The following is a 24,118-nucleotide window of genomic DNA, read 5'->3' on the forward strand; positions in this document are numbered from 1 at the left end:
TTTCCCGAAAAATGGGGTACGTCCCCATTTTTGAAGCAACTAGTTCAGGACTGAACAGTAAAACGGTACAGCGACCGCGTCGAATAGGTTTCGCCCGGGCGCAGGATGGTGCTTGGGTAGTCGGGGCGGTTCGGCGAGTCGGGGTAGTGCTGCGGTTCGAGGCAGAGTGCTTCGCGGTGGCCGAACTGCCAGCCCTTGCCGGACAGCGAACCGTCCAGGAAGTTGCCGCTGTAGAACTGTACGCCCGGTTCCTGCGTGTAGAGTTCCAGTACGCGGCCGGATGCCGGATCGCGCAACGTCGCGGCCAGGCTCAGCGTTTTAGCTTCCGACTTGTTCAGCACGAAGTTGTGGTCGTAGCCCAGGCCGTTCTTCAGCTGTTCGTCGGCGGCGTCGATCTGCTCGCCGATCGGCCGTGCCGTGCGGAAGTCGAAGGGCGTGCCTTCCACCGATGCCAGCGGGCCCAGCGGGATCGAGTTCGCGTCGATCGGCGTGTAGCGGTCGGCGTGGATCGTCAGTTCGTGGTCCAGGATCGACCCGCGGCCGGCCAGGTTGAAGTAGGCGTGGTGCGTGAGGTTGACGGGCGTGGCCTTGTCGGTCGTGGCGCCGTACTTCACCAGCAGTTCGTTGGCGTCGTTCAGTTCATACGTGACCGTCACGTCCAGGTTGCCCGGGTAGCCGTGGTCGCCGTCCGGGCTCGTGAGCGTGAGCTTCAGGCCGATCGTCAGGTCCGTCACCAGCGGCACGGCGTGCCACACCTGCTTGTGGAAGCCGAGCGAACCGCCGTGCAGGTGGTTCGGGCCGTTGTTCACTTCCAGCTGCACCGGCTGGCCGTCCAGCGCGAAGCGGCCCGCCGCGATGCGGTTGCCGTAGCGGCCGATCAGCGCGCCGAAGTACGGCACCGCGTCGGTGAAGTATGGCGCGGCTTCATCGAAGCCGAACGTCACATCCGCCAGGTTGCCGGCCTTGTCGGGCACGTGCAGCTCGGTGATGATGCCGCCGTAGTTCGTGATCTTGACGACCATCCCGCTGCGGTTGCGCAGTATATAGAGGCTCAGCGCCTGGCCATCCGGCGCCGTGCCGAACGGTTCCTGCTCGATGCTCAATTCCATCCGTAGTTGTTCCTAAAGGCGCCGGCGCGACAGGGCTTTCACCGCGGCGATCACTCATCAATTGCTCATGCAACCGAGGGCCGGCCAAAGTCCGGCATGCCGTCATCGCGCCAGCGCAAGGGTTTGACGAAGGTATGGCGATCCGGATTCCACAGCGGATCGCCTTCGATTTCAGTATAAGTCCGCGCATGGTACACCAGGAGCACGGTTGATCCATCCTCGGCCACGGTAAAGCTGTTATGGCCGGGACCGTAGATCTTGTGCTCGAAGCATGTCTGCAGCACCGGCTCCGCGGACTTGGACCACGACGCCGGGTCCAGCAGGTTCGCATGCTCGTCGGCCCACAGCAGGCCCATCGCGTAATGATGGTTCGTGGCGCTGGCCGAATAGGTGACGAAGATCCTGCCATTTTTCTTCAGCACCGACGGGCCGCCGTTGACGCGGAAGCCCTGGCATTCCCATTCGAATTCCGGCTTGCTCAGCATGACCGGCGTGCCGCCGAGTTGCCACGGCGTCTTCATGGGCGCGATGTAGAGGTTCGAATTGCCCTCGATGTCGTCCTGCTTCTGCGCCCACAGGTAGTACAGCTGGCCCTCGTGGGTGAAGGTCGTCGCATCGAGGCAGAACGTGTCGACGCCCGTCTCCACCTGCCCGAGGAATTCCCATTCGCCCACCAGCGGATTGGCGTTGGTATTGCGGATCGCGTACATGCGATGCTGGAACAGCTTGTTCCGGCAATCGCGCGACGGGGCAGCCGCGAAGTACACGTACCAGTCGCCGCCGTTGCGATGGATTTCCGGCGCCCAGACCAGGTCAGCGCAAGGGCCGCCTGGACTCTTGCGCCACACGGTGCGCGTCTGCGCCGAGGCCAGCCCTTCGATTGTTTTCGCGCGGCGCAGCTCGATGCGGTCGTACTGCGGCACCGAGGCGGTAAAGTAGTAATAGCCGTCCGTGTGCCGGTAGATATGCGGATCGGCACGCTGCTCGATCAGCGGCTGCAGGATGTCTCCCACTTCATTCTCTCTTTCCAGAAATTGAGCCTGCCACATGGTCTTGCCTTCGCGTGTCGTCCATTACCTGCAAGGATCACCAGCCGGGATCGCCGATGCGCGTGCGCGCGCCGTTCAGGCGATCGACGGGCGGCCGAATACCGGCATGCCCTCGTCGTCCCAGCGCAGCGGCTTCACGAACGTGTGGCGGTCCGGGTTCCACAGCGGGTCGCCGATGATTTCCGTGTAGGTACGCGCGTGATAGACCAGCATCACGCCTTCGCCGTCCTCGGAGACGGTGAACGAATTGTGGCCGGGGCCGTAGATGCCGTGTTCCAGGCAGCTCTGCAGCACGGGCTCCTTCGACTTCGTCCACGATGCCGGGTCGAGCAGGTCGGCGTTTTCGTCGGCCCAGAGGAGACCCATCGCGTACTCGATGCCGGTGCCGCTGGCCGAATAGGTGATGAAGATCCGGCCGTTGCGCTTGACCACCGACGGGCCTTCGTTGACCCAGAAGCGCTCGATTTCCCAGTCGTATTCGGGCTTGCTCAGCATGACCGGCTTGCCCGCGATCGTCCACGGGTTGCTCATCGGCGCGATGTACAGGTTCGAGTTGCCGCGGATTTCCTTGTCCTTCTGCGCCCACAGGTAGTACAGCTGGCCCTTGTGCGTGAACGTGGTGGCATCCAGGCAGAACGAGTCGATGCCGGTGTCGATCTGGCCCATGAACTCCCACTCGCCTTCGAGCGGGTTGGCGTTCTGGTTGCGCACGCAGTACATGCGGTGCTGGAAGAGGTCGTCCTTGATCTCGCGGCTCGGAGCGGCGGCGAAGTACACATACCACGCGCCTTCGTTGTAGTGCAGCTCCGGCGCCCACAGCAGCTCGCTGTACGGGCCACTGTCGGGCTTGGTCCACACATCCTTCGGCGTAGCGTCGGCCAGGCCGGCGATCGTCGTGGCGCGGCGGATCTCGATGCGGTCGTATTGCGGCACCGAGGCGGTGAAGTAATAGTAGCCGTCGCTGTGGCGGTAGATGTGCGGATCGGCGCGCTGCAGGATCAGGGGAGTCAGTTTTTCAACGGTTGGTGTAGTCATGTTATTACCTTGGATCGTTCAATGGTCAGCTGGCCGCATAGCCGCGCTTGTTCATGTCGGCCTTCAATTCGACATAGTAGGAATCGTTGATGCGGTACTTCAGCATCAGCAGGCCCATCAGCAGGTGGAAGAAGCCCGGGATCACCGTCAGCATCATGGCGATGCCCGTCATGGCGTAGGCCGTCTGCGGCTGGTTCGGCTGGTAGCCGAAGTGCGCCAGCAGCATGCCCACCATCAGGCCGCCGACGCCCATGCCGATCTTCTGGCCGACGGAAATGCCGCCGTAGGCGAAGCCGGAGACCCGCTTGCCGCTCTTGATGTGGCCATAGTCGATCGTTTCGGCGATGGCGGACCAGAATACCGGCGCATGCAGGTCGACCACCAGCGACAGCAGGAAATACAGCAGGAAGGCCAGCGCCGTGTCGCCCGGCTTCACGCCCACGTACAGCAGCAGGCTGATGATCGCCACGGCGATCTGGGAAAACGCGAACAGCTTGACCTTGCAGTAGATCTTGGTGATCCAGGTGGACACCACCATCGCGCAGATGGCGGCCGAAACGCCGGTGGCCATGAAGGCCTTCAGGGTGGTCGGATCGAAGCCCATGTAGTACTGGCCATAGTGCAGCGCCACGGCGTTGCGCACCACGTAGCCCACCGTGCCCACGACGCACGCGCCGGCCAGCAGCAGCCACTGGTCATTCTGGAACAGCAGCTTCGTCTGGCTCAACAGCGACTGGCGCACGATCACATGGTGCACGCGCTCCTTCGTGGTGAAGTAGCAGAACAGGAACATCGTCACGCCCAGCGCCGCCATCACGGCCATGGCCGACTGGTAGCCGCCCGCCACGTTGCCGTTCACCGTCCACCGTTCGGCCAGCAGCGGCACGCCCACGACCACGAGGAAGCCGGCGATCTTGGCGAAGAACAGCCGGTAGCCGTTCGCGGACAGGCGCTCCTTCGGGTCGGCCGTGATCGCGCTGGGCAGGGAGATGTAGGGAATGCCCACGCCGGACGTGATCAGCGTCATCAGGATGTAGGCGCAGTAAGCCCAGATCAGCTTCGCCGTGTAGCTCCACTCCGGCGTGCTGAACACGAGGTAGACGGTAATGCCGAATGGTATCGACAGCCAGGCCAGCCATGGCCGGTAGCGGCCGAAACGGGTGGTGATGCGGTCGGTGATCTGGCCCATCGCCAGGTCGCTGAATGCGCCCACGATCTTCACCACGAAGAACAGGATACCCATGTCGACCGGGTCGAGCCCGTAGATGTCGGTGTAGAAGAACGTGATGAACAACAGCATCGACGAGATGACGACGTTCAACGCCATGTCGCCGGCGCCGAAGCCTACCTTCTCCAGCGTGGATAGTTTTTGAGTCTCCATGTCTTCCTCTTCTTCAATAGCGTGGCTGCGCGGACCATGGGGTGTACCCTGTCCGGAAACCGTCAACGATGCAGGGGGAAACGTTCGGGTTGGAAGAAGTGAAACCGGGCATGGCCATGCCTGGGGAGATGTGCTTCATGGGTCTCCGACGTTTCTTTGCTTGTTATATGTATGCAACGACGTATGCAACCAGCGCGCAGGATGAACTTCGCGCCGTGGACCGATCTTAGGCGCGGTGCCGAAATCGATCCAATCAAATTTTACCAATTTGCAATATCATTTTTGGTATCGGATGCTCAGGAAATGAGCAAAACGCTCACTCATCTGATCATTTTAGGGCGAAACAACGGTTTTAGAAACGAACCAATCAATGATTGTCGAGCGACAATGCGTAGGCCCGTGTTGTAGCCAGGAGACGAAAGCGCGCCTGCTGCCCGTGCTCGATCACCAGCAGCGAATGCGCGGCCAGCACGGCCAGGCTGTCGATCGCCTCGTAGCCGGCATGGCCGAGGCTCCCCTCCTCTGCCAGCAGCGCGGCCGCTTCGTCGAGCGTAAACCAGCCGGGCAGCGTGGCGAGACGGCGCAGCGCGCGCCGGGCCGCAGGCGGCAGCAGGACGCAGCTCCAGTCCAGTGCCGCGCGCAGCGTGCGGTGCCGCGGCGTGACGGCCCCGGACTGCGCCTGCAGCAGGCGCAGCATGTCGTCCAGCCCGGCCTCCACCCGTTGCAGCCCCAGCACCGGCACCTGCGCGGCGGCCAGCCCGATTGCCAGCGGCAGGCCGTCGAGCCGGCGGCAGATCGCGGCCGCCAGTACCAGGCTGGCGGCATCCGGCACGAACGCAGTGTCCGATGCCATCGCACGCGCCACGAACAGCGCTACCGCACTGCTCGATGCCAGCCGGGCCGGATCCGTCTCGTCAAGCGACGGCAAATCCAGCGCGGGCACGCGCACCACCGTTTCGCCATGCGCCAGCAGTGGCTGGCGGCTCGTGGCCAGCACGCTCAATTGGGGGCAGCGCGCCAGCAGCGCTTCGGCCAGCGCGCTGCTGGCGTCGGCCACGTGTTCGCAGTTGTCCAGCACGAGCAGCAGCGGCCCGGCCGGCATGCGCGCCGCCAGCGCGCCAGGCATGCCGCCGCGCGCCGGTTGCCACTGTCCGCACGTTTGTTCCACTGTCAACCCGAGCGCCGCGGCCACGGCGGCCACTACGCCCTCCGCCGTACCGGCTGTGTCGAGCTCGGCCCATGCCACGTTGCCGCCATGGCGGTGCGCGGCCGCCAGCGCCACCGTCGTCTTGCCGATGCCGGCGGCGCCGGCCAGCGTGACGAGCCGGCTCGTTGCCACGCGGGCCAGCAGTGCTTCCACCAGCGCGTCGCGGCCCTTGCAATCGGCTATCGGGCGGGGCAGCCGAGGGCGGGGGGCCGCGCGCCGCTCCGCCCTGCCCGCGAACAGGTAGCCTCGTCCGGCCACCGTGCCGATCAGCGCGCGATCGTCCGCCAGCGCGCGGCGCAGCGCGGCGATCTGCACGCGCAGGTTGCCGTCGTCGATGTCCTGGCCCGGCCACGCCCGCCGCCGCAGATCGTCGCGGCTCAGCACCCGTCCGCCCGCTTCGATCAGCGCCTGCAGCAGGCGCGCGGCGCGCAGTCCCAGCGGCACCGGGGGGCCGCCGGCGGTGCGCAACTCGCCTTGCTGGGGATCGAAAAGGTGGCGGCCGAAGGCAAGCGCGCCGCCGGCATGTCTGTCAGGGCTTTCCATGGGCGAAGGGTACGTGGCCGGCCTGCGTCGGCCCATCCCGTAACGGGCGGGCGTTCGCTGCCCCGATAGGCTGTCGCGGCGATCCCCCGATCGGGGAGGCTGCCAGCGCGGTTCCCGGCGTGTAAGATGGATACCTTTCAAGTAACGAACGACTGCGCGTTTTCAGCGCAGGAGCGACGCAACATCAGCGTGATCGGGAGCGACAGCATGCGGGATACGACGGGCGCGCCGGTGCGCGTGATGGTGGTGGACGACCACCCTTTGCTGCGCGAAGGGATCGCCGCCGTGCTGTCGATCACGGGCCGCTTCGAACTGGTGGCCGAAGCCGGCGACGGTCGCCAGGCACTGGAACAGTTCGTGCGCCACCAGCCGGACGTGGTGCTGATGGACTTGCAGATGCCGGTGATGAACGGACTCGATGCGATCGTGGCCATCCGCGCGATCGCCCCCCAGGCACGCATCATCGTACTCACCACCTACAAGGGCGACGTGCAGGTGCTGCGCGCGCTGAAGGCCGGGGCCATGGGCTACCTGTTGAAAAGCATGCTGCGCACCGAACTGGCCGACGCGATCGGCCGCGTGCACGCGGGCCAGCGCCATATCCCCCCCGAAATCGCCATCGAACTGGCGGCCCACATCGATGCCGATTCCCTGTCCGCCCGCGAAACCGAAGTACTGGGCCTGGTCGCCGACGGCAATTCCAACAAGCGCGTGGCCCAGGCGCTCGGCATTGCGGAGGAGACCGTGAAAGCCCACATGAGCACCGTGCTCGGCAAGCTCGGCGCGCGCGACCGCACCCACGCCGTGACGATCGCGATCCGGCGCGGCATCCTCGAGCCTTGATGCGGTGCGGCCAGGCCACGGCACAGCGCCGTTGGCAGCGCCACAAAGCCGGTTCTCATAAACAATATCTTACATAACCGCGCGCTGACGAGCCGGCCGGGGGAGTACGATGGCGCGATGCCGAATGTCGTTTCCCCTTCTCCGCTGCCCGGCAAGACCGGTCTCATCCTGCCACTCGCGCTGGCATTGGGCACGCTGTGCGCGGGCCTGGTCGCTACAGGATGGGTATGGAACGGCCTGCGTGCCGGCCACGATGCGCAGCTGCGCGCCGAATTCGACTACCGGGTGCGCGAGCTGCAACTGCGTGTCGGCCGCCGCATGGCGACCTACGAACAGGTGCTGCGCGGCGCCCAGGCCTATGCGCTGGCCACGGCGCCGCTGCCCGGTGCCGCGGCATTCCGCACGTATGTCGGCACGTTGCAGTTGCGCCGGCACTATCCCGGCATCCAGGGCGTGGGCATCGCCCTGCTGGACGGGCCGCGCGGCACCGGCAGCGCGGTCGTTATGATCGAGCCGCTGGATGTGATGAACCGCCGCGCCCTCGGCTACGACATGTTCGCCGAGCCGGTGCGCCAGGTCGCGATGGCGCGCGCCCGCGACACGGGCAATCCCGCGCTGACGGGCCAGGTACGGCTGGTGCAGGAAGGCAGCGGCGCGGGCCAGCCGGGTTTTCTGATGTACATGCCGCTGTATTCGGCCATGCCCGGCGTTTCGGCCGACGTGGCGGCGCGCCGGCAGGCCTTGCATGGCTGGGTCTACGGCGCGTTCCGCATGCACGACTTCATGCAGGGCCTGAACGGCGAGCGCGAGGCCGACCTGCACATGGCCGTGTACGACGCGGCAGCCGCGCCGGCAAACTGCATGTACGGCTGTGCCTATGCCGGCGGCGCCGCCCGGCTGGACACGCAGCGCACGCTCGACATCGCCGGCCGGCCGTGGATCCTGCGCGTGCGCAGCAACCCCGCCTTCGAGCAGCGCATGGCGTCGCGGCAGGCCACATGGGCGGGCGTGTCCGGCCTCATCGTCAGCATGCTGTCGGCCACGCTCGTGTGGCTGCTGGCGCAGGGCCGCAGGCGCGCGCGCCAGCTGGCCCGCCGCATGACGGACGACCTGCAGCGCTCGTATGGCACGCTGCGCCAGGAGCGCGCTCGGCTGATCAGCATCCTGGAAAACGCCAACGATGCGTTCGTGGCCGTGGACGCGGCCGGCCGCATCGGCTACTGGAATGCCCGGGCCGAGCGCATCTTCGGCTGGAATGTGCAGGAGGCGCTGGGCCGGTCGCTGCGCGACCTGTTCCCGGGCGAGCAGCCGGAGCTGGACCGCCTGCTGGCATCCGGCGATGCGGCGTTCGCCGGCGGCCGCGGCCAGCGAATCGAATTGCTGGCGGCAACCCGCGAGGGCCTGGCCGTGCCCGTCGAGCTTTCCTGTTCGCGCGCCGACAGCGATGCCGAACCGAACGGCGAGCCGGAATTGCATGTTTTCCTCCGTGACCTGTCCGCAAGGAAAGCGGCGGCGGCGCGCGAGGCGGAACGCCAGCGCGACCTGCAGCAGGCGCAGCAGGCGCTGAACCGGGCACAGAAACTGGAAGCCGTCGGCAAGCTGACGGGCGGCGTGGCCCACGACTTCAACAACGTGTTGCAGGTCATCTACGGCAACGTGCAGGCGGTGGCCATGGCGCCGCGCGCGCCGGATGCGCCGCGCCGGCTCGAGGGTGCGCTGGCCGCCGTCGAACGGGGCGCCAACCTGTCGCGCCAGCTGCTGGCCTTTGCCCGCCGCCAGCCGCTCGAACCGGTGGTGATCAACCTGGCGCGGCTGTTGCGCAACATCGACGACCTGCTGCACCGCGCGCTCGGCGAAGGCATCGAGCTGGCGACGCGCGTGGAAGCGGGGCTATGGAACACGCTGGTGGACCCGAGCCAGCTGGAGAACGTGGTGCTGAACCTGGCGATCAATGCGCGCGACGCGATGGCCGGCCGGGGCAGGCTGACGATCGAACTGTCGAACACGGTGCTGGACGAGCACGATGCCGCGGTGGTGCCGGAGGTGATGTCCGAAGCGGTGCCGGGGGACTACGTGCTGCTGGCCGTGTCCGACGACGGCAGCGGCATGCCGCCGGACGTGCAGGAGCGCATGTTCGAGCCCTTCTTCACGACGAAGCCCGAAGGCGTGGGCACGGGCCTGGGCCTGTCGATGGCCTACGGCTTCGTGCGGCAGACCGGCGGGCACATCCGCGTGCACAGCGAGGTCGGCGTGGGCACCACGATGCGGCTGTACTTCCCCCGGTCCGGCGCGCCGGAAGCCGCGCCGGTGCCGGAACAGGCGGCCCCCGCTACCGGCGGCACGGAAACGGTGCTGCTGGTGGACGACGATGCCGCCGTGCGCGACACGGTGGCGGCGATGCTGCGCTGCCTGCGCTATACCGTGATCGAGGCAGGCGACGCCGACGAGGCGGTCCGCGTGCTGCGCGGTGGCGTGCCGGTGGACCTGCTGTTCACCGATGTCGTCATGCCCGGCACGCTGCCGGTGGCCGAACTGGCGCGCGAGGCGCGGCAGCTGCGCCCGGGCATCGCCGTGCTGTTCACGTCCGGCTACACGCAGGACGCGGCCCAGCACGGCGGCCAGCTCGAACCGGGCACGCACCTGCTGTCCAAGCCCTACCGCCGCGACGAACTGGCGCGCAAGGTGCGCACCGTGCTGGACGAACGCTGCGTCCCGCCGGCGGAAGCACCGCCGGCGGCCCCGCAGCGCGTACTCGTGGTGGAAGACAACGACGACCTGCGCGACCTGACATGCGAAATGATCATGGCCCTGGGCTGGCAGGCCACGGGGGTCGGCAGTGCCGAGGCGGCGTTCGACTCGCTGGCGGCGGGCGGTATCGGTGCCGTGTTCACCGATGTGGAACTGCCCGGCATGAGCGGCCTGGAACTGGCGCGGCGGCTGTCCGACAACCCCGCGCTGCCGGTGGTGATCGTCAGCGGGCGGGCGCTCGGCGACGACGTGCCGCCCGGCGTGCGCTTCCTCTACAAGCCGTACCGGATCGATGCCGTGGAAGAGATCCTGGCGCAGCTGCGGCTGGCGCGGCGGGAGGCCGGCGACGTGGGGGACGATTGAGCCATCCCGTCACGCCCGATGGCCGCTATTTCGTCGTCGACGGCCGGCTCTGGCGCACGAGCAATCCGCACCTGGCGCCGGAAGTGCGGCAGGAACTCGTCGACCGGCTGATGCGGGCGCGCCGGCAGGTCGGCGTGGCCAAAAAGGCGGGCGATGCCGCTGCGGAACGTAGCGCCCGCAACGACGTGGACGAGGCCAAGCGCGCGCTCGGCGAACGCGGCCCGGCATGGTGGACGGACGGCGCGCCGGATTACAACCGGCGCATGGCGAAGAACACGCCGTATGCGGCGTGGTTTGCCGCGCTTTCCGATTGACGAAGCATGGCGATGCGCGAAGCGTCGCCCGTTCGCAACAATACGCTTGCCAGCGTTGGCACCCGGGGCCAACGGAGGTACCGTAGGCAATACCGTAGGCAATACCGCCGGCACTGCCAACCGGCCCTTCAACCCGCCCGCAGGAGGCCGCCATGCCCGCAAAGCCACCGATGTCCCCACCGGTGCCGGCTGCACCACTGTCCAGGAGGACTGTCCTCGGGCTCGCAGCAGCCGGTGCGTGCCTGCTGCTGGCGGCACCGATGCGGCCCGCGGCCGCTGCCGACGGCGGGCTCAAGCTGAAGGTGGACGTCGTTGGCCAGTTCGTCGACCTGCTGTCCGACCTGCTGAAGCTGACGCAGGACACGACGGCCTTCGTGCAGCAGCAAACCGACCGCGCCAATGCCACGGACAAGGCGGCCCGGCTGACCGAACTGCAGGCCAGCCTCGCCGGACTGTCGGCGAGTATCCAGAATTCCCTGCACAACGGCAGCAACCCGACGCTGCAGATATTTCGCGCTTATCTCGACGGCCCCGGCCCCCACGAGCTGAGCAAATTCGCTGAACAGATCACGGAACTCGCCGCGATGACGCAGCAGTCGATCGCCGCATTCGGCAAGCTGCCCGCCGCCTTCGCCACCGACCCCAGTTACGGCAGGATCCTGGCGGCGCAGAACCAGCGCCTGCTGCTGTTCCGTGACCTCTCGACCTTGAAAGGCAAGGCGACTGCAAGCGACGTTCGGCGCATGAAGGACGCGCTGAGGAAATGGGAAAAGGCCAACGAGGCGCTCGAGGCCGCGGTGCAGCAGTTGAATACCGCGATCAGGAACCTCAATGGGCCCGCTGGCGGCGCATCGGCGCGGGTGCCGGCCGACGGCCGGCACCACGGAGTTCCGGCCATCGGCTGAAGCCGCCGCCGCATGGCAGCGGGCCGATGCCGGCATCGGCCCCGCCTGCCCTGCTGCCCCCCTACTGGAACGCCACCTCGGCAAAGCTCCTCAGCTTGCGGCTGTGCAGCCGGTCCACGCCCAGTGCGCGCAGCAGTTCCAGTGCGCGGATGCCGATGCGCAGGTGCTGGTCGACGCGGTCCCGGTAGAACTGGTTCGCCATGCCGGGCAGCTTGATCTCGCCGTGCAGCGGCTTGTCGGATACGCACAGCAGCGTGCCGTAGGGCACCCGGAAGCGGAAGCCGTTGGCGGCGATCGTGGCGCTTTCCATGTCCAGCGCCACGGCGCGGCTTTGCGAGAACCGTCGCTCCGGCGTGCGCTGCGGCAGCAGTTCCCAGTTGCGGTTGTCGGTGCTGGCCACGGTGCCGGTGCGCAGCACGCGCTTCAGGTCGTGGCCCGTCAGCTGCGTGACCTCGGCCACGGCGGCTTCGATCGCCACCTGCACTTCGGCCAGGGCGGGGATCGGCACCCACAGCGGCAAGTCTTCGTCCAGCACGTGGTCTTCGCGCACGTAGCCGTGGGCCAGCACGTAGTCGCCCAGCTGCTGCGTGTTGCGCAGGCCGGCGCAGTGGCCCAGCATCAGCCACGCATGGGGGCGCAGCACGGCCACGTGGTCGGTGATCGTCTTGGCGTTGGCCGGGCCCACGCCGATGTTGACCATGCTGATGCCGCTGCCGTCGGCCCGCACCAGGTGGTAGCCCGGCATCTGCGGTAGCCGCAATGGCGGTGCGCCGAACGTGTCGCCCGGCTGCGCATCCTGGCCGGCGCGGCGTGTGACGAGGTTGCCCGGCTCCACGAAGGCCACGTACTGGTCTTCCGGGCTGGACGGTTCCCGGCTCATGATCGCGTGGCCGAGGCGCACGAATTCGTCGATGTAGAACTGGTAGTTCGTGAACAGCACGAACTTTTGGAAATGCTCGGGCGACGTGCCCGTGTAGTGCCGCAGCCGCTGCAGCGAATAGTCGACGCGCGGGCCCGTGAACAGCGACAGCGGCAGCGCCTCGCCCGGCGCGGGTTCGCAGGTGCCGTTGGCGATGCCGTCGTCCATCGCCGCCAGGTTCGGCAGGTCGAACACGTCGCGCATCATCGCGCGCCGCTCAGGGCTCATGTTGCCCTCGATGTGGTCGTGTTCCGCGAACGAGAAGTGGATGGGGATCGGCTGCGACGACAGGCCGACTTCCAGCTGCACCTGCTGCTGGCCGTGGTTCTTCAGCAGCAGGCGGAACTGCTCGTGGTAGTAGCGCGCGAACAGGTCGGGGCGCGTCAGCGTCGTTTCATAGGTGCCGGGGCCTTCGACGAAGCCGAAGGACAGCCGCGTGTCGGCGCGCGCGAACGTTTCCGTCTGCACGCGCACGAACGGGTAGCAGGCGCGCACGTGGGACGGCGTTTCGCCTTCCACGAAGCGCTGCAGGCTCTCGCGCAGGTGGCGGATGCTGTCATCGTAGATCTCCCGCACGCGCGCCAGCGCGGCAGCGGGATCGTCGAATCGTTCGGGGGGTACGAAGGGGCGTGTGGACACGGTGAACTCCTGTTGTTGTTCTTGTTGTGATCCTATCATGCCCGGTTTCCACATGCCGGCCGCAGTCGTGCCAAGGCGCCGAGTCCGTGTCCACCATGGGGTCAGCCCCAAAATCGGACACGAGCCCTGCCGTAATGCAGTCGAGCTCGTGTCCGAAAACAGGGTTGACCCCAAGGTGGACACGAGCTGGGCCGTTCACGCCGAGCCTACCCCAGCAGCCGGCCCAGCGGCACATCGTCGTGCAGTGCGCGGATCGCGCGGGCGAACAGCATGCCGCTGTCCAGCACCGTGAACAGGCCGCCGGCGCGGCTGCCATCGGCCACCGTGTCGGCCACGGCGCCCGCATCCAGCCCGGCGTGGGCCAGCGTGCCGGCCGCGTCGCCGGCGAAGACGGCGTGCGTTGCCGCGGCCATCACGCGCGCGGCGCCACGGTCGCGGCACGCCTTGACCGCGCGCGCCATCGTGCTGCCGGTGCCGATGATGTCGTCGAACACGATGGCCAGCTTGCCGGCCACGTCGCCGGCCATGTGGTCGCCCGTCAGTTCGTTGCCGTTGCGATGTTTCTCGACAAAGGCAAGGCCCACCGGGCGGTTCAGTTCACGCGCCAGGGCCTTGCGCAAGCCCTCGGCGCGGCGGATGCCGCCGCCGTCCGGCGCCACCACGCACACGTCGGCCGTTCCGGCCACGCCGGCGAAGTGCGCCGCGAACAGCGCGCTGCCGTCCAGGTGCTCGGTGCGGCAGCGGAACGCGTTCTGGAATGCCGACAGGTTGTGCACGTCCAGCGCCAGCACCGTATCGACCCCGGCCGCTTCCAGCAGCGTGGCCACGTAGCGCAGCGTCAGCGGGTCGCCGGCCTGCTGCCGGGTGTCCTGCCGCGCGAACGCCACATAGGGCAGCACAGCCGTGATGCGGGCCGCGCCGGCATCGCGCAGCGTGCCGATGAAGAACAGCAGCCGGCACAGGCGCTCGCCGCTGCCCTGCCCCGGCTCGCCCGCCAGCGAATGGATCACGCAGGCATGGCCGCCGCGCACCGCGGCAGGGGCGCGCACGACATATTCGCCGTCGTCGAAATCCTTCTCCTCGTGGGCGGTCAGCGGCATGCCCAGGTGCCGGGCCACGCGCTGGCCGAACGGTGCGCTGCCAGCCAGCGCGAACAGGTGCAAGGGTGCGTTCATCGTGTTTGCGGTAGTGGTGATAGCACCATTGTAGGCGCAAGCGGCCGTTTGGCAGCATTTGCACGCACGGGTAAGCCCCCGCGCATTTGGCGATTTTCATAATGTTGCTTCGTCGTTCTCTTAATTGAAAACGTTTGCAAAGCGCATGATGATTTCACTACGCTGGGTTTTTATATATTTAATACAAACGTGACTTTCACCCTCGGCCCACGCGACACAACAACATCGACAACAATCACGGAGACACGCCATGCACACAGGGAAGCACGCAGGGATGCACCAACTTCGCCGCACCGCGATCGCCATCGGCGTCGCGCACATCGCCATGCTGTCCGGCGCCGCCTGGGCGCAGGAAGCGGCGACGGGCCAGGACGCCGCGGCCAGCACCGCCTCCGCCACCACGCCCGCCGTGGTAACGGTGACCGGCCAGCGCGCCGCGCTGAACTCGGCCCAGAAGATCAAGCAGGATGCCGACGAGATCGTCGATTCCATCGTGGCCGAGGATATCGGCAAGCTGCCGGACAAGTCCGTCACCGAAGTACTGCAGCGCGTGGTGGGCGTGACGATCGACCGCATGCTGGCCAAGGGCGACGACGAACATTTTTCGGTGGAGGGATCGGGCGTGTCGATCCGCGGCCTGAACTACGTGCGCTCGGAACTGAACGGGCGCGACTCGTTTTCCGCCAACGGCGGCCGCGCGCTCAACTTCGAGGACGTGCCGCCCGAGCTGATGGCCGGCGTGGATGTGTACAAGAGCCCGTCGGCCGAGCAGATCGAAGGCTCGGTGGGCGGCCTCGTCAACCTGCGCACGGCGATGCCGTTCGACTTCAAGGGTTTTAAATTCGGCGCCTCGCTCGATACCACGTATTCCGAGCTGCGCAAGGAACGTGACCGCCCCAGCGGCTCCATCCTCGTGTCGCAGCGCTGGAAGACGGGTTTCGGCGAGTTCGGCGCGCTGGTCGACGTGGCATCGTCCAACAGCAAGGTGCGCACGGATGCGTTCCAGGTCGACGCCTACTTCCCGCGCGACGACGTGCGGCCGGGCGGCCGGGTATGGGTGCCGAAGGCGGCCCAGTGGCGCACGATGACGTACGACCGCGAACGCGACGGCCTGTACGGCGCGCTGCAATGGAAGCTGGACAACACGCTGAAAAGTTCGCTGACCTATTTCAAGTCGAAGTACAAGATCCATTGGGACGAGAACGCGGTGTTCGCCTCGGCCGAACCGTACCGCGTCTTCCCCAGCGCCGATACCGTCTACGACGCCAATGGCGTGATGCTGACCGGCACGCTGGAAACGCCCCACTCCACCGGCATCAACTTCGGCAACGACACGCGCTCGGCCGACCGCGAGTCGTCCACCACCGACGTGGCATGGAACCTCGAATGGCGCCCCAGCCAGGCATGGACGGTGTCCACGGACCTGCAGCGCATCCGCGCCCGCACCGCCGCCTTCGATTCGCTCATCGCCACCGGCATCCTCGTGCCGAAAGAGCGCCTGGACCTGACCGGCAAGGTGCCGCGCATCACGTTCGACGACGCCGACCGCGCGTTCCTGCTGGACCCGAACAACTATTTCTGGGACTTCACGATGGAGCACCGCGACGCCAGCGTGGCCAACGAAACGGCCTGGCGCACGGATGCGAAATACACGTTCGACCACCCGGTGCTGCGCGACGTGCGCTTCGGCGTGCGGCTGACCGACCGCGATTCGCTGAACACGAATTCGAACCCCAGCTACAACTGGGCGGCCGTTTCCGAACCGTGGATGCTCGGCTCCCAGATCGGCCAGCTGGCCTACCTGGGCGACCCGCGCTTCGCCGGCGGCGCCTCGGTGCGCACCTTCCCGAACTACTTCAATGGCGATGCCCCCGCGCCGCCGTCGATGCTGTTCCCGGACGTGGCGCTGACCACCGGCTACCCCGGCAGCTACGCGAAACTGCACAGCTACCACGAGCTGCTGTGCAAGGAGTTCGGCTCCACCTGCACGCCGTGGAAACCGGCCGCGTGGGGCACCGATCCGGCGGGCGTGAACCGGCAGGAAGAAAAGACCAAGGCCCTCTACACGCAGCTGCGCTTCGGCTGGGACGACCTGCGCTACCCGGTCGACGGCAATATCGGCGTGCGCTACGTGCGCACCAACATGAACGCGGCCGGCTACGTGACGTTCACGCCGCCGGCAAACCTGGTGCCGGAAGGCTACACGGTGGTGGGCCCGGCCGTGCCGCGGATTCCCGCGTATGCCGAGCCGCGCAACTACGAGCGCAGCTACGGCAACGTGCTGCCCAGCCTGAACCTGCGCATGAAGGTCAGCGACCAGCTGCAGCTGCGCCTGGCGTTTTCAAAGGGCATCTCGCGGCCGGACTTCTCGCAGCTGCAGGGCTACACGAGCCTGTCGCAGTCCATCACGGCCACGCCGGATGCGGCCAACCAGCGGCTGATCGTAGCGAGCAACAACCTGACCGGCACGGCTTCGGGCAACCCGTTCCTGAAGCCCGTGTCGTCGAAGCAGCTCGACCTGACGGCCGAGTACTACTGGTCGCAGGTGGGCTCGTTCACGGTGGCCGTGTTCAACAAGGACCTGAAGGACATCATCATCAAGCAGCTGTCGACGTTCACAGTGGCCGACAGCGCGGGCCAGCCGCAGGAATTCATCGTCGACTCGCCGGTCAATGGCGCCAAGGGCCGGGCGCGCGGCGTCGAGCTGGCGTATCAACAATATTTTGATATGTTGCCGGGATGGCTGTCCGGCTTCGGCGTGCAGGCCAACTTCACGTATGTGGACAGCGAAAAGGACCTGTACAACCCCGTGTTCCAGGAATACTGCTCGGGCGGCAGCACGCAGGCCAACCTGAACATGGCCCTGAACGGCTGCGACACGGATGGCCGCACCTTCGGCAACCTGCCGCTGGAAGGCCTGTCCAAGCGGGCCGCCAACCTGGCCTTCATGTACGACAAGGGACCGTGGTCGGCGCGGGTGGCATGGTCATGGCGCTCGAAAAGCCTGCTGACGACCAGCGGCACGCGCGGCGGCGAGGCCCTCGACACCAATCCTGCCAGCCCCACCTATGGCCAGCGCAACCTGAACTGGAGCCTGCCCGTGTGGACCGACCAGTATGGCCAGGTCGACGCCTCGCTGTTCTACAAGATCAACGAGCACGTGACGTTCGGCCTGGAAGGCACCAACCTGACCGATTCGATCTTCCGGCAAGTGATGCAGCAGCACATCGGCATGAAGGGCCGGGCGTGGTTCTCGTCCGGGCCGCGCTACGCCGCCAAGCTGCGGGTCAACTTCTGACCCGGCCGCCCCGGGCGGTTTCCAGCGGCCGTAATTTACGGCGGGCCGCCCGGGCGTGCGGCACCCAGGCCTGCACGGCCCAGCGCCGCCACATGATCAGGCCGCGGATCCACTCGTCCGCGGCGAACGCGATGTACAGGCCCGCCAGGCCGAAGCCGAAGTGGATGCCCAGCACCCAGCTGCCGCCGGCCAGCACCAGCGCCATCGACGCGGCACCGGCGGCCACCGGGAAGCGCACGTCGCCGGTGGCGCGCAGCGCGTTGATGACCACCAGGTTGAACGTGCGGCCCAGTTCCACCAGCACGCCGATCCACAGCAGCTTGCTGCCTTCGGCGATGATCGCCGCGTCGTTCGTGAACGCGCCCAGCAGCCACGGCCCGGCCAGCGCGACGGCGGCCGACACCACGCCACTGATGACGAGCCCCCGGCCCAGTGCAGTGCGCACGAGCCGGTGCGCCTCGCCCAGTTCGCCGGCGCCCACCATGTGGCCGACCATGATCTCCACGGCGAACGCCGTGGCCAGGCTGAACACGATCACCATGCTGCCGATCTGCTGCACATAGGCGTGCGTGGCCAGCGCCGCGGCGCCGAGCGTGCCGGCGGCCGCCATGGCGGCCATGAACGCCAGCCGCCAGGCGATATTCTCGGCCGCCGCCGGAATGCCGATGTGCAGCACCTCGGCCAGTTCCTTGCGCGGCAGCCGCCACCAGTCGGCCCGCTGCGTGACGATGCCGAGATGGCTGCGCCACAGCACCAGGTGCAGCACCAGGCCGAGCGCGCGGCTGGCCGTCAGCGCCAGCGCGAAGCCGGGCAGGCCGAGGGCGGGCAGCGGCCCCCAGCCATGCATCAGCGGCACCGCCAGCAGCACGTGCGAGGCGTGCATCGCCACCAGCACCAGCAGGGTGTCGCGGGTGCGCAGGTGGGCACGCATCACTGCCGCCATCGACGCGTTCCATGCGTCGAACAGCAGCGCCGGCGCCAGTGCCATCAGGAACGGCACGGCCAGCGGGAACACGTCGGCCGGCGTCTGCAGCAGTTCCAGCAACGGCCCGGCGCCGAACAGCGCCACCAGCGCCGTGACCGCGCCGATCCACGTGCTGGCGCCGACGGAGGCCAGTGCCACCCGGTTGGCGCGCTCGCGCTGCCCCGCCCCCAGGCCCTGCGTGATGACGACGCCGACACCGGAACCGACGATCCGGAACAGCAGGAACAGGGTCACGGAAATGTTATGCGCGATCGCGAACGCGGCACCGGCCGTATCGGACAGGTGCGACGCCAGCCAGGTGCCGGCGATGCCGATGGCGACGGCGAGCACGAGTTCGACGAGCAGGGGCCACGCGAGCGTGAAGATATGGGGGCGGGGGGTATTGGCTGGAAGGGACATGGCGGCAGCTGGGCAATCCGCCATTGTACGTGGTCGCGGCGGGACTACAATGCGGGTTTCCACCGATTTTTCATGCTTGGGCCCTTGCCATGTACGCCGCCGCCGATCCCGCATCCCTCGCCCGCTTGGTCCACGAATTCTATGCCGAGGTGCGGCGCGACCCGCTGCTGGCCGCCGTGTTCGGCCCCCGCATCGGCGACGACTGGGATGCGCACCTGGACCGCATGGTCGCCTTCTGGAGCGACGTGATGCTGGGCCGCACGCCCGGCATGCCGGCATTCCAGGGCAATGTCTACGGCAAGCACATGACCCTGGAGGGCGTGACGCCAGCCCACTTCCAGCGCTGGCTGGACCTGTTCGACGCCACCGCGCGCCGCCTGTTCGCGCCGCCGGTGGCCGATGAACTGCTCATCGTCGCGAAGCGCATCGCCGCCAGCCTGCAATATGGCTTCTTCGGCAAGGTCGAGGTGGCCGGGCCGGCGGCCTGAGCGGCACTGCAGGACACGCGGCGCCGTGCGGTGCCGGGATGACTGCGGTACGATCCTTCTCATGCCGAGGCCGCTTGTGCGCCCCGCCGAGGAGATCGTCATGCCCCATATCTACAAGCCGGAAGAACACTGGGACACCGGGATCGGCTTCCCGGCCGCCCTCGCCATCGGCGATTCGTGGTTCTGGTACCTCAACAACAGCATGCTGGGCACGCTCGTGCGGCATCCGGACATGTCCGCCGACCACGGCAATGTGCAACTGGTCGGCTACAACGGCGCAAGGCTGCGCGACTACGTGGGCGACGGCCGCTTCGCCGACACGGTCGCGCACTTCCTCCAGCCGCCGTATGCGGAAACGTTCAGCGAGTTCTATATCAGCGGCGCCGGCAACGATGCCGTGGACGTGCGCCTGGCGCTGCACCCGGATTGCAGCGGCGCCCGCACTGCCGCCGACTGCATCGACGACGTGGCGATGGACGAGCTGCTGGGCGACCTGGCCGCCGCGATGGACCTGCTGGTCGCCGCGATCCGCGCCGGCACGCAAGGCACCGTGCTGCCCCGCCCCATCTTCATCCATGGCTATGACTACCCCGTGCCGGACGGCCGCGGCTTCGGCTTCGGCCTGATCCGCTCCGGTCCCTGGCTGGCGCCGGCGATGGACGCCTGCCGCGTGCCGGCCGACATGGCGCTGCGGCGCGACATCGCCCGCACGCTGATCGACCGCCTGAACGACGACGTGTTCGCCCCGCTGCACGATCCTGCCGGGCACGTGATCCACATCGACAGCCGGGGCATCCTCGAACGCGGCGGCGGCTACAAGGACGACTGGGCCAACGAGATGCATCCGACCAACCGGGGGTTTGCCCGGCTGTTCGAGCAGGCGTGGCTGCCGGCACTGCGGCGCTACGGGATCGCGCGCTGAGAGCGAGCGACAGAACCATTGCCGCTTCAGCTGCCGGCTGCAGTTGTCCGGCTAAAAAACCGGGGTCAGTCCCCTGGATCAGGGCTGGCGACCGGGTTCTGCTTTGCCGACTGGCGGGGACAGACCCCAACCACGCGAACGCCGTCCGCGACCTCGTCTCGTCCAGGCCAGGTACAGCGGGGCCCGACTTCAGTTGCCGGGCTTCATCTGCCCGATCACGCTCGCCACCTTGGTGGTGATGACATCGACGGCCGGCACGTTGGCACCGTGCGGCAGGATGACATCGGCGTGGCGCCTGGTCGGCTCGATGAACTGCTTGTGCATGGGGCGTACCGTTTCCAGGTACTGGTTGACGATGCTGTCGACCGAGCGGCCGCGCTCCGTGATGTCCCGCTGCAGGCGGCGGATGAAGCGCACGTCGGGCGCGGTGTCGACGAAGATCTTCAGCGACATCATGTCGCGCAGGTCCGCGTCATACAGGGCGAACAGCCCTTCGATCACGATGACGGGGGCCGGCTCGACGAGGATGGTCCTGTCGGAACGGTTGTCGATCGTGAAGTCGTACACCGGCATGGCGATCGATTCGCCATTGCGCAGGGCCTGGATGTGCTGCACCAGCAGCGGCCAGTCGAAGGCGTTCGGATGGTCGTAGTTTTGCTGGCGGCGGACTTCGGGAGCGAGATCGGACTGGTCGCGGTAGTAATCGTCCTGCATCACGACCGAGACCATGTCGGCCCCGAACGACGCCAGTACCTGCTGGGATACCGTCGACTTGCCACTGCCGCTTCCGCCAGCTACACCAATGACGAACGGAAGAAAAGAAATATCATTCATCCCCGAATGATACCGGAGCGGCGGGCTCGCCGTCAGGCCGTTACCGCCTGGCAGCTTGCAATCCGCCAGGATCATTGCCTTATTGCTAACCGATAGCCATCCGTCGTCGATCGGGCAGCTGTGGCATGGCGTGACGTGCGAGCGCGCCTTGTCCGCCGGCGCGTGGTCCCTGCAGGATGCGCGCCTGTCGCCGCATGGCCGGATCGGCATCGGCGGCGCGACCCGTGCCGCACCGCTGCCGCCGTGGTCCGGGGACCATCCGCGCTGGCAGACGGCCGGGTTCGACGACTGGGCGGAACTGGGTGCCGCGCTGCGTACCGGCACCGGCCTGGAAAGCGGCCCGTCGTACGTGCTGCTGCGCCCACTTGCGAGCCCCGGGCCCGCTGCGAGCGCGGCCGCCGTTCCCTCAGCCCCCGCAACGGCTCACGCGCAACGGATCGGCGCCGCAGCTGAGGTGCCCCGCCCGCCGGCAGGCACGGCCTACAGCTTGCCCGACAGCGTGAAGAATACCTGCCGCGGCGCGCCGGACAACAGCGTCATCGACGTGCCTTGCGGATCGGCCGCGGCGAAGCCGTTCGAGCCGATCGTGCCGAAATAGGTCCTGTCGAACAGGTTCGTCACGTTGACCTGCAAGGTCAGGTCCTTCACCATGCCGGCCGAACCCAGGCGGTAGCCGCCGGACAGGTTGGCCACCACGTACGACGGCACCGAATTGTCGTTCGTGTACGTGTAGTAGCGCTTGTCCGTGTACTTGGCGCCCAGGCGCGCGAAGAAGCCGTTCGCGTCGTAGGCCAGCTCCGTGTTGAACATCTTCCTCGGTGCGTCGACGACCTGCTTGCCCTTCACGGCCACCAGCTGGCCATTGTCCGTGTAGTTCGATTCGTAGGTGGAATCGTTGTACGTGAACGTGTTGAACCACGAGATGGCGGGAGCGATCTTCCACACGGCCAGCGCTTCCAGGCCACGCGTTTCCACCTTGCCCACGTTGACGACGGTGCCCGCGCAGCCGACGATGCCGGCGCAGGTGGCGATGCCGAGCTGGCGGTCGTCGAACTTCGCGTAGTACACCGCCACCGAGCCTTGCACGGCGTCGCGCTTGAAGCGCATGCCCACGTCGAACGTGGTCGACGTTTCCGGCTTCAGGCTGGCGATGGACAGCGCATAGCCGGCGCGCGTCTGCGAGAACGGGCCGTTGACGCCCGGCTGGTACGAGCGCATGTTCTTCGCGCCGGACGCGAACAGCTCGTCGTTGCGCGACAGCTGGTAAGTGATGCCGGCCTGCGGCAGGAATGTCTTCTTCGCCGTGACCGAACCGTCGGCGCGGTCGCCGGCGAAGGTGTGCGCGTCGATCTCCACTTTCGGGCTCTTGAAGCCCACGTTGACCTTCAGCCGGCCATCGAGCAGCGCGATCGTGTCCTGCACGTAGAACTGCCGGGTGTCGGTGACGAACGACTGCAGGAAGCCCGTGCTCATCGGGTTTCGCAGGAAGTCGTCGATATAGCGGCCATCGGTCACCGCGTAGAAATTACGGGTCAGCATGTGCTTGTTGCGCTCGGCCCAGAAGCCCGCGTTCAGCGTGTGCATGCCCAGGTCCCACGTCACGTCGCCCAGCACGCCGTTCCGGCTGATCGTGTATTCGGTGGTGCGGATCGAGATCGGCAGCTCGGCCGATGTCGGGGTATAGGGCGTGTACCAGTGGCCCTGCCCCTCGTTGCCGTGGTGGTAGGCCGTCAGCTTGGCGGCCAGCACGGGCGTCAGCTGCAGCTCGGCCGATGCGCCGCCCAGCTTGTCCTTGCGCAGGCCCTGGCCCAGGTAGTAGGCGTCGTCCAGGCTGTTGACGGCACCGCCGTACACGCCTTTCGCCGCGTTCACGGCGCGCTGCCAGTCCGGATAGTAGTTGTCCCAGTCCATGCCGAGGCGCCGCGCCATCTCGTGTGACAGGTCCTGGTAATCCACTTCGCGGCGGTCCGAATAATTGAAGAATGCCGACAGCACGTGCTCGCCGATGCGGCGCTCGACACGGCTGTTGAACTGGTCCTGGTCCTGCGGCCCGGCGCCTTTCCATTTCTCGCTGCGCATGCGCGTGCCGCTGATGTAGAACTTCGTGCCGCCGGCGAACTCGCCGCTGTCGAAACGCACGAAGGTGCGCGAGGTATCGTCGCTGCCGAGCGTTTGCGCGGCGGTCACGCCCTGCTCGTCCGCCGGGCCCAGCGTGACGAACTGCACGGTGCCGCCCAGGTTGGTGGTCGACGCGGTACCGATCGCACCGGCGCCCTGCGACACGACGACGCGGCCGATGTTCTCCGACGAGATCGCACGCGAGATGTGCAGGCCGTTGTTGTTCCCGTAGCTCATGTCGCCGAGCGGAATGTCGTCCAGCGTGAAGCCCAGCTGGTTCTGGTTGAAGCCGCGGATCGAGAACCGCGTCGACCATTCGTAGCTGCCGAACGGGTCGGCCGACTGGAAGCTCACGCCGGGCAGTTTTTCCAGCGTCTTCAGGGCGCTCGTGCCCGGGGTGGCCTGCTGCAGGTCGGCCCGCGTGATGTTCTGCACCTGGCGCGACTGGCCCGTGCCCGTCACCTCCACGATCGCCATCGGCGGCGCACCGGCGGGATCCGCCGCGGGGTCGATCGGATCGGCCGGGTTGGCGAGCGACAGCACCGGCAGTGCGGCCAGCAGCGATAGGCAAAGGGGTTTCAGGCGGAGGCGGAACGAAGGCTGGCGCATCGGAGTCTTTCGGAACGAAGTGATCGAAATACAAACTGTGCCGAATGGTAAAGACCCGATGTGACGCTGCCATGACAGTGTGCATGGCGATCTTGTCAGTGGTTTCCCGACGACAGATGCGCAAGAATTCAATTTGCTTCACAGTAATTTTCCATCATTAAGCATGAGCAACTGTTAGACTTGCGGCCTGAAATTCACCCGCACCGTGCCCGAAAATCACGCATCGATCGTTCTG

General features: G+C 67.1%; 18 protein-coding genes. 8 read left to right on the plus strand and 10 right to left on the minus strand.

All coding sequences use genetic code 11. From position 1 onward, the window contains the following. Positions 1-44: 44 nt before the first annotated feature. The 5 genes from ACY65G_RS00735 to ACY65G_RS00755 form a co-directional block, all read right to left on the minus strand. Complete coding sequence (locus tag ACY65G_RS00735) at positions 45-1,109, minus strand: aldose epimerase family protein (protein WP_464995463.1); 1,065 nt, start codon at positions 1,107-1,109, stop codon at positions 45-47. Positions 1,110-1,174: 65 nt separating this feature from the next. Continuing rightward, complete coding sequence (locus tag ACY65G_RS00740) at positions 1,175-2,122, minus strand: glycoside hydrolase family 43 protein (RefSeq protein ID WP_464995464.1); 948 nt, start codon at positions 2,120-2,122, stop codon at positions 1,175-1,177. Between the two features lie 111 nt (positions 2,123-2,233). Continuing rightward, positions 2,234-3,193, minus strand: coding sequence for a glycoside hydrolase family 43 protein (locus ACY65G_RS00745; protein WP_464995465.1), 960 nt, complete (start codon positions 3,191-3,193; stop codon positions 2,234-2,236). A 25-nt stretch (positions 3,194-3,218) separates the two neighbouring features. Then, the gene (locus ACY65G_RS00750) at positions 3,219-4,574 is read right to left on the minus strand and encodes an MFS transporter (RefSeq protein ID WP_464995466.1); all 1,356 of its coding nucleotides are present in this window, start codon (positions 4,572-4,574) and stop codon (positions 3,219-3,221) included. A 367-nt stretch (positions 4,575-4,941) separates the two neighbouring features. Then, entirely contained in the window at positions 4,942-6,324 is a 1,383-nt protein-coding gene (locus tag ACY65G_RS00755; RefSeq protein ID WP_464995467.1) for an ATP-binding protein, read from the minus strand. A gap of 207 nt (positions 6,325-6,531) precedes the next feature. On the opposite strand from ACY65G_RS00755, the gene ACY65G_RS00760 reads away from it, so the two are divergent. From ACY65G_RS00760 to ACY65G_RS00775, 4 genes are all read left to right on the plus strand, one after another. After that, positions 6,532-7,167, plus strand: a complete 636-nt coding sequence (locus ACY65G_RS00760; protein ID WP_464995468.1) for a response regulator — start codon at positions 6,532-6,534, stop codon at positions 7,165-7,167. A 117-nt stretch (positions 7,168-7,284) separates the two neighbouring features. Continuing rightward, positions 7,285-10,278 (plus strand): CHASE domain-containing protein, encoded by a 2,994-nt coding sequence (locus tag ACY65G_RS00765; RefSeq protein WP_464995469.1) that lies wholly within the window; start codon positions 7,285-7,287, stop codon positions 10,276-10,278. Next, positions 10,275-10,592 (plus strand): hypothetical protein, encoded by a 318-nt coding sequence (locus ACY65G_RS00770; RefSeq protein ID WP_464995470.1) that lies wholly within the window; start codon positions 10,275-10,277, stop codon positions 10,590-10,592. The genes ACY65G_RS00765 and ACY65G_RS00770 overlap by 4 nt, the downstream gene beginning before the upstream one ends. 152 nt (positions 10,593-10,744) lie before the next feature. Beyond that, on the plus strand, positions 10,745-11,497 hold the full coding sequence (locus ACY65G_RS00775) for a hypothetical protein (protein ID WP_464995471.1): 753 nt from the start codon (positions 10,745-10,747) through the stop codon (positions 11,495-11,497). Between the two features lie 61 nt (positions 11,498-11,558). On the opposite strand, the gene ACY65G_RS00780 is transcribed toward ACY65G_RS00775, so the two are convergent. Further along, positions 11,559-13,055, minus strand: a complete 1,497-nt coding sequence (locus tag ACY65G_RS00780; RefSeq protein ID WP_464995472.1) for an AMP nucleosidase — start codon at positions 13,053-13,055, stop codon at positions 11,559-11,561. Between the two features lie 206 nt (positions 13,056-13,261). Further along, positions 13,262-14,230: a ribose-phosphate diphosphokinase gene (locus tag ACY65G_RS00785; RefSeq protein ID WP_464995473.1), complete on the minus strand. Its 969-nt coding sequence runs from the start codon at positions 14,228-14,230 to the stop codon at positions 13,262-13,264. 274 nt (positions 14,231-14,504) lie between these two features. Here ACY65G_RS00785 and ACY65G_RS00790 point away from each other — a divergent pair, with 274 nt between their 5' ends. Beyond that, the gene (locus ACY65G_RS00790) at positions 14,505-17,528 is read left to right on the plus strand and encodes a TonB-dependent receptor (RefSeq protein ID WP_464995474.1); all 3,024 of its coding nucleotides are present in this window, start codon (positions 14,505-14,507) and stop codon (positions 17,526-17,528) included. Here the strand turns inward: ACY65G_RS00790 and ACY65G_RS00795 are convergent. Further along, positions 17,518-18,912, minus strand: coding sequence for an MATE family efflux transporter (locus ACY65G_RS00795; protein WP_464995475.1), 1,395 nt, complete (start codon positions 18,910-18,912; stop codon positions 17,518-17,520). The genes ACY65G_RS00790 and ACY65G_RS00795 overlap by 11 nt on opposite strands. A gap of 89 nt (positions 18,913-19,001) precedes the next feature. On the opposite strand from ACY65G_RS00795, the gene ACY65G_RS00800 reads away from it, so the two are divergent. Continuing rightward, positions 19,002-19,400 carry a group III truncated hemoglobin gene (locus ACY65G_RS00800; RefSeq protein ID WP_464995476.1) on the plus strand — a complete coding sequence of 133 codons (399 nt, stop codon included), beginning with the start codon at positions 19,002-19,004 and terminating at the stop codon, positions 19,398-19,400. A 61-nt stretch (positions 19,401-19,461) separates the two neighbouring features. Then, positions 19,462-20,322, plus strand: coding sequence for a hypothetical protein (locus ACY65G_RS00805; RefSeq protein WP_464995477.1), 861 nt, complete (start codon positions 19,462-19,464; stop codon positions 20,320-20,322). Positions 20,323-20,511: 189 nt separating this feature from the next. On the opposite strand, the gene udk is transcribed toward ACY65G_RS00805, so the two are convergent. Beyond that, the gene (gene udk, locus ACY65G_RS00810) at positions 20,512-21,156 is read right to left on the minus strand and encodes a uridine kinase (protein WP_464995478.1); all 645 of its coding nucleotides are present in this window, start codon (positions 21,154-21,156) and stop codon (positions 20,512-20,514) included. An 82-nt stretch (positions 21,157-21,238) separates the two neighbouring features. Here udk and ACY65G_RS00815 point away from each other — a divergent pair, with 82 nt between their 5' ends. Then, the gene (locus ACY65G_RS00815) at positions 21,239-21,754 is read left to right on the plus strand and encodes a hypothetical protein (protein ID WP_464995479.1); all 516 of its coding nucleotides are present in this window, start codon (positions 21,239-21,241) and stop codon (positions 21,752-21,754) included. On the opposite strand, the gene ACY65G_RS00820 is transcribed toward ACY65G_RS00815, so the two are convergent. Then, complete coding sequence (locus tag ACY65G_RS00820; protein ID WP_464995480.1) at positions 21,637-23,883, minus strand: TonB-dependent receptor; 2,247 nt, start codon at positions 23,881-23,883, stop codon at positions 21,637-21,639. The two genes, ACY65G_RS00815 and ACY65G_RS00820, sit on opposite strands and share 118 nt — an antisense overlap. Between the last annotated feature and the right edge of the window lie 235 nt (positions 23,884-24,118).

Source organism: Pseudoduganella sp. jia 12, from assembly GCF_055502675.1.

Coding starts and splice junctions, on each gene's coding strand:
- ACY65G_RS00735 (WP_464995463.1), bottom strand. CDS start 1,109: ATGGAATTGAGCATCGAGCAGGAACCGTTCGGCACGGCGCCGGATGGC.
- ACY65G_RS00745 (WP_464995465.1), bottom strand. CDS start 3,193: ATGACTACACCAACCGTTGAAAAACTGACTCCCCTGATCCTGCAGCGC.
- ACY65G_RS00750 (WP_464995466.1), bottom strand. CDS start 4,574: ATGGAGACTCAAAAACTATCCACGCTGGAGAAGGTAGGCTTCGGCGCC.
- ACY65G_RS00755 (WP_464995467.1), bottom strand. CDS start 6,324: ATGGAAAGCCCTGACAGACATGCCGGCGGCGCGCTTGCCTTCGGCCGC.
- ACY65G_RS00760 (WP_464995468.1), top strand. CDS start 6,532: ATGCGGGATACGACGGGCGCGCCGGTGCGCGTGATGGTGGTGGACGAC.
- ACY65G_RS00765 (WP_464995469.1), top strand. CDS start 7,285: ATGCCGAATGTCGTTTCCCCTTCTCCGCTGCCCGGCAAGACCGGTCTC.
- ACY65G_RS00775 (WP_464995471.1), top strand. CDS start 10,745: ATGCCCGCAAAGCCACCGATGTCCCCACCGGTGCCGGCTGCACCACTG.
- ACY65G_RS00785 (WP_464995473.1), bottom strand. CDS start 14,230: ATGAACGCACCCTTGCACCTGTTCGCGCTGGCTGGCAGCGCACCGTTC.
- ACY65G_RS00790 (WP_464995474.1), top strand. CDS start 14,505: ATGCACCAACTTCGCCGCACCGCGATCGCCATCGGCGTCGCGCACATC.
- ACY65G_RS00795 (WP_464995475.1), bottom strand. CDS start 18,912: ATGTCCCTTCCAGCCAATACCCCCCGCCCCCATATCTTCACGCTCGCG.
- ACY65G_RS00800 (WP_464995476.1), top strand. CDS start 19,002: ATGTACGCCGCCGCCGATCCCGCATCCCTCGCCCGCTTGGTCCACGAA.
- ACY65G_RS00805 (WP_464995477.1), top strand. CDS start 19,462: ATGCCGAGGCCGCTTGTGCGCCCCGCCGAGGAGATCGTCATGCCCCAT.
- udk (WP_464995478.1), bottom strand. CDS start 21,156: ATGAATGATATTTCTTTTCTTCCGTTCGTCATTGGTGTAGCTGGCGGA.
- ACY65G_RS00820 (WP_464995480.1), bottom strand. CDS start 23,883: ATGCGCCAGCCTTCGTTCCGCCTCCGCCTGAAACCCCTTTGCCTATCG.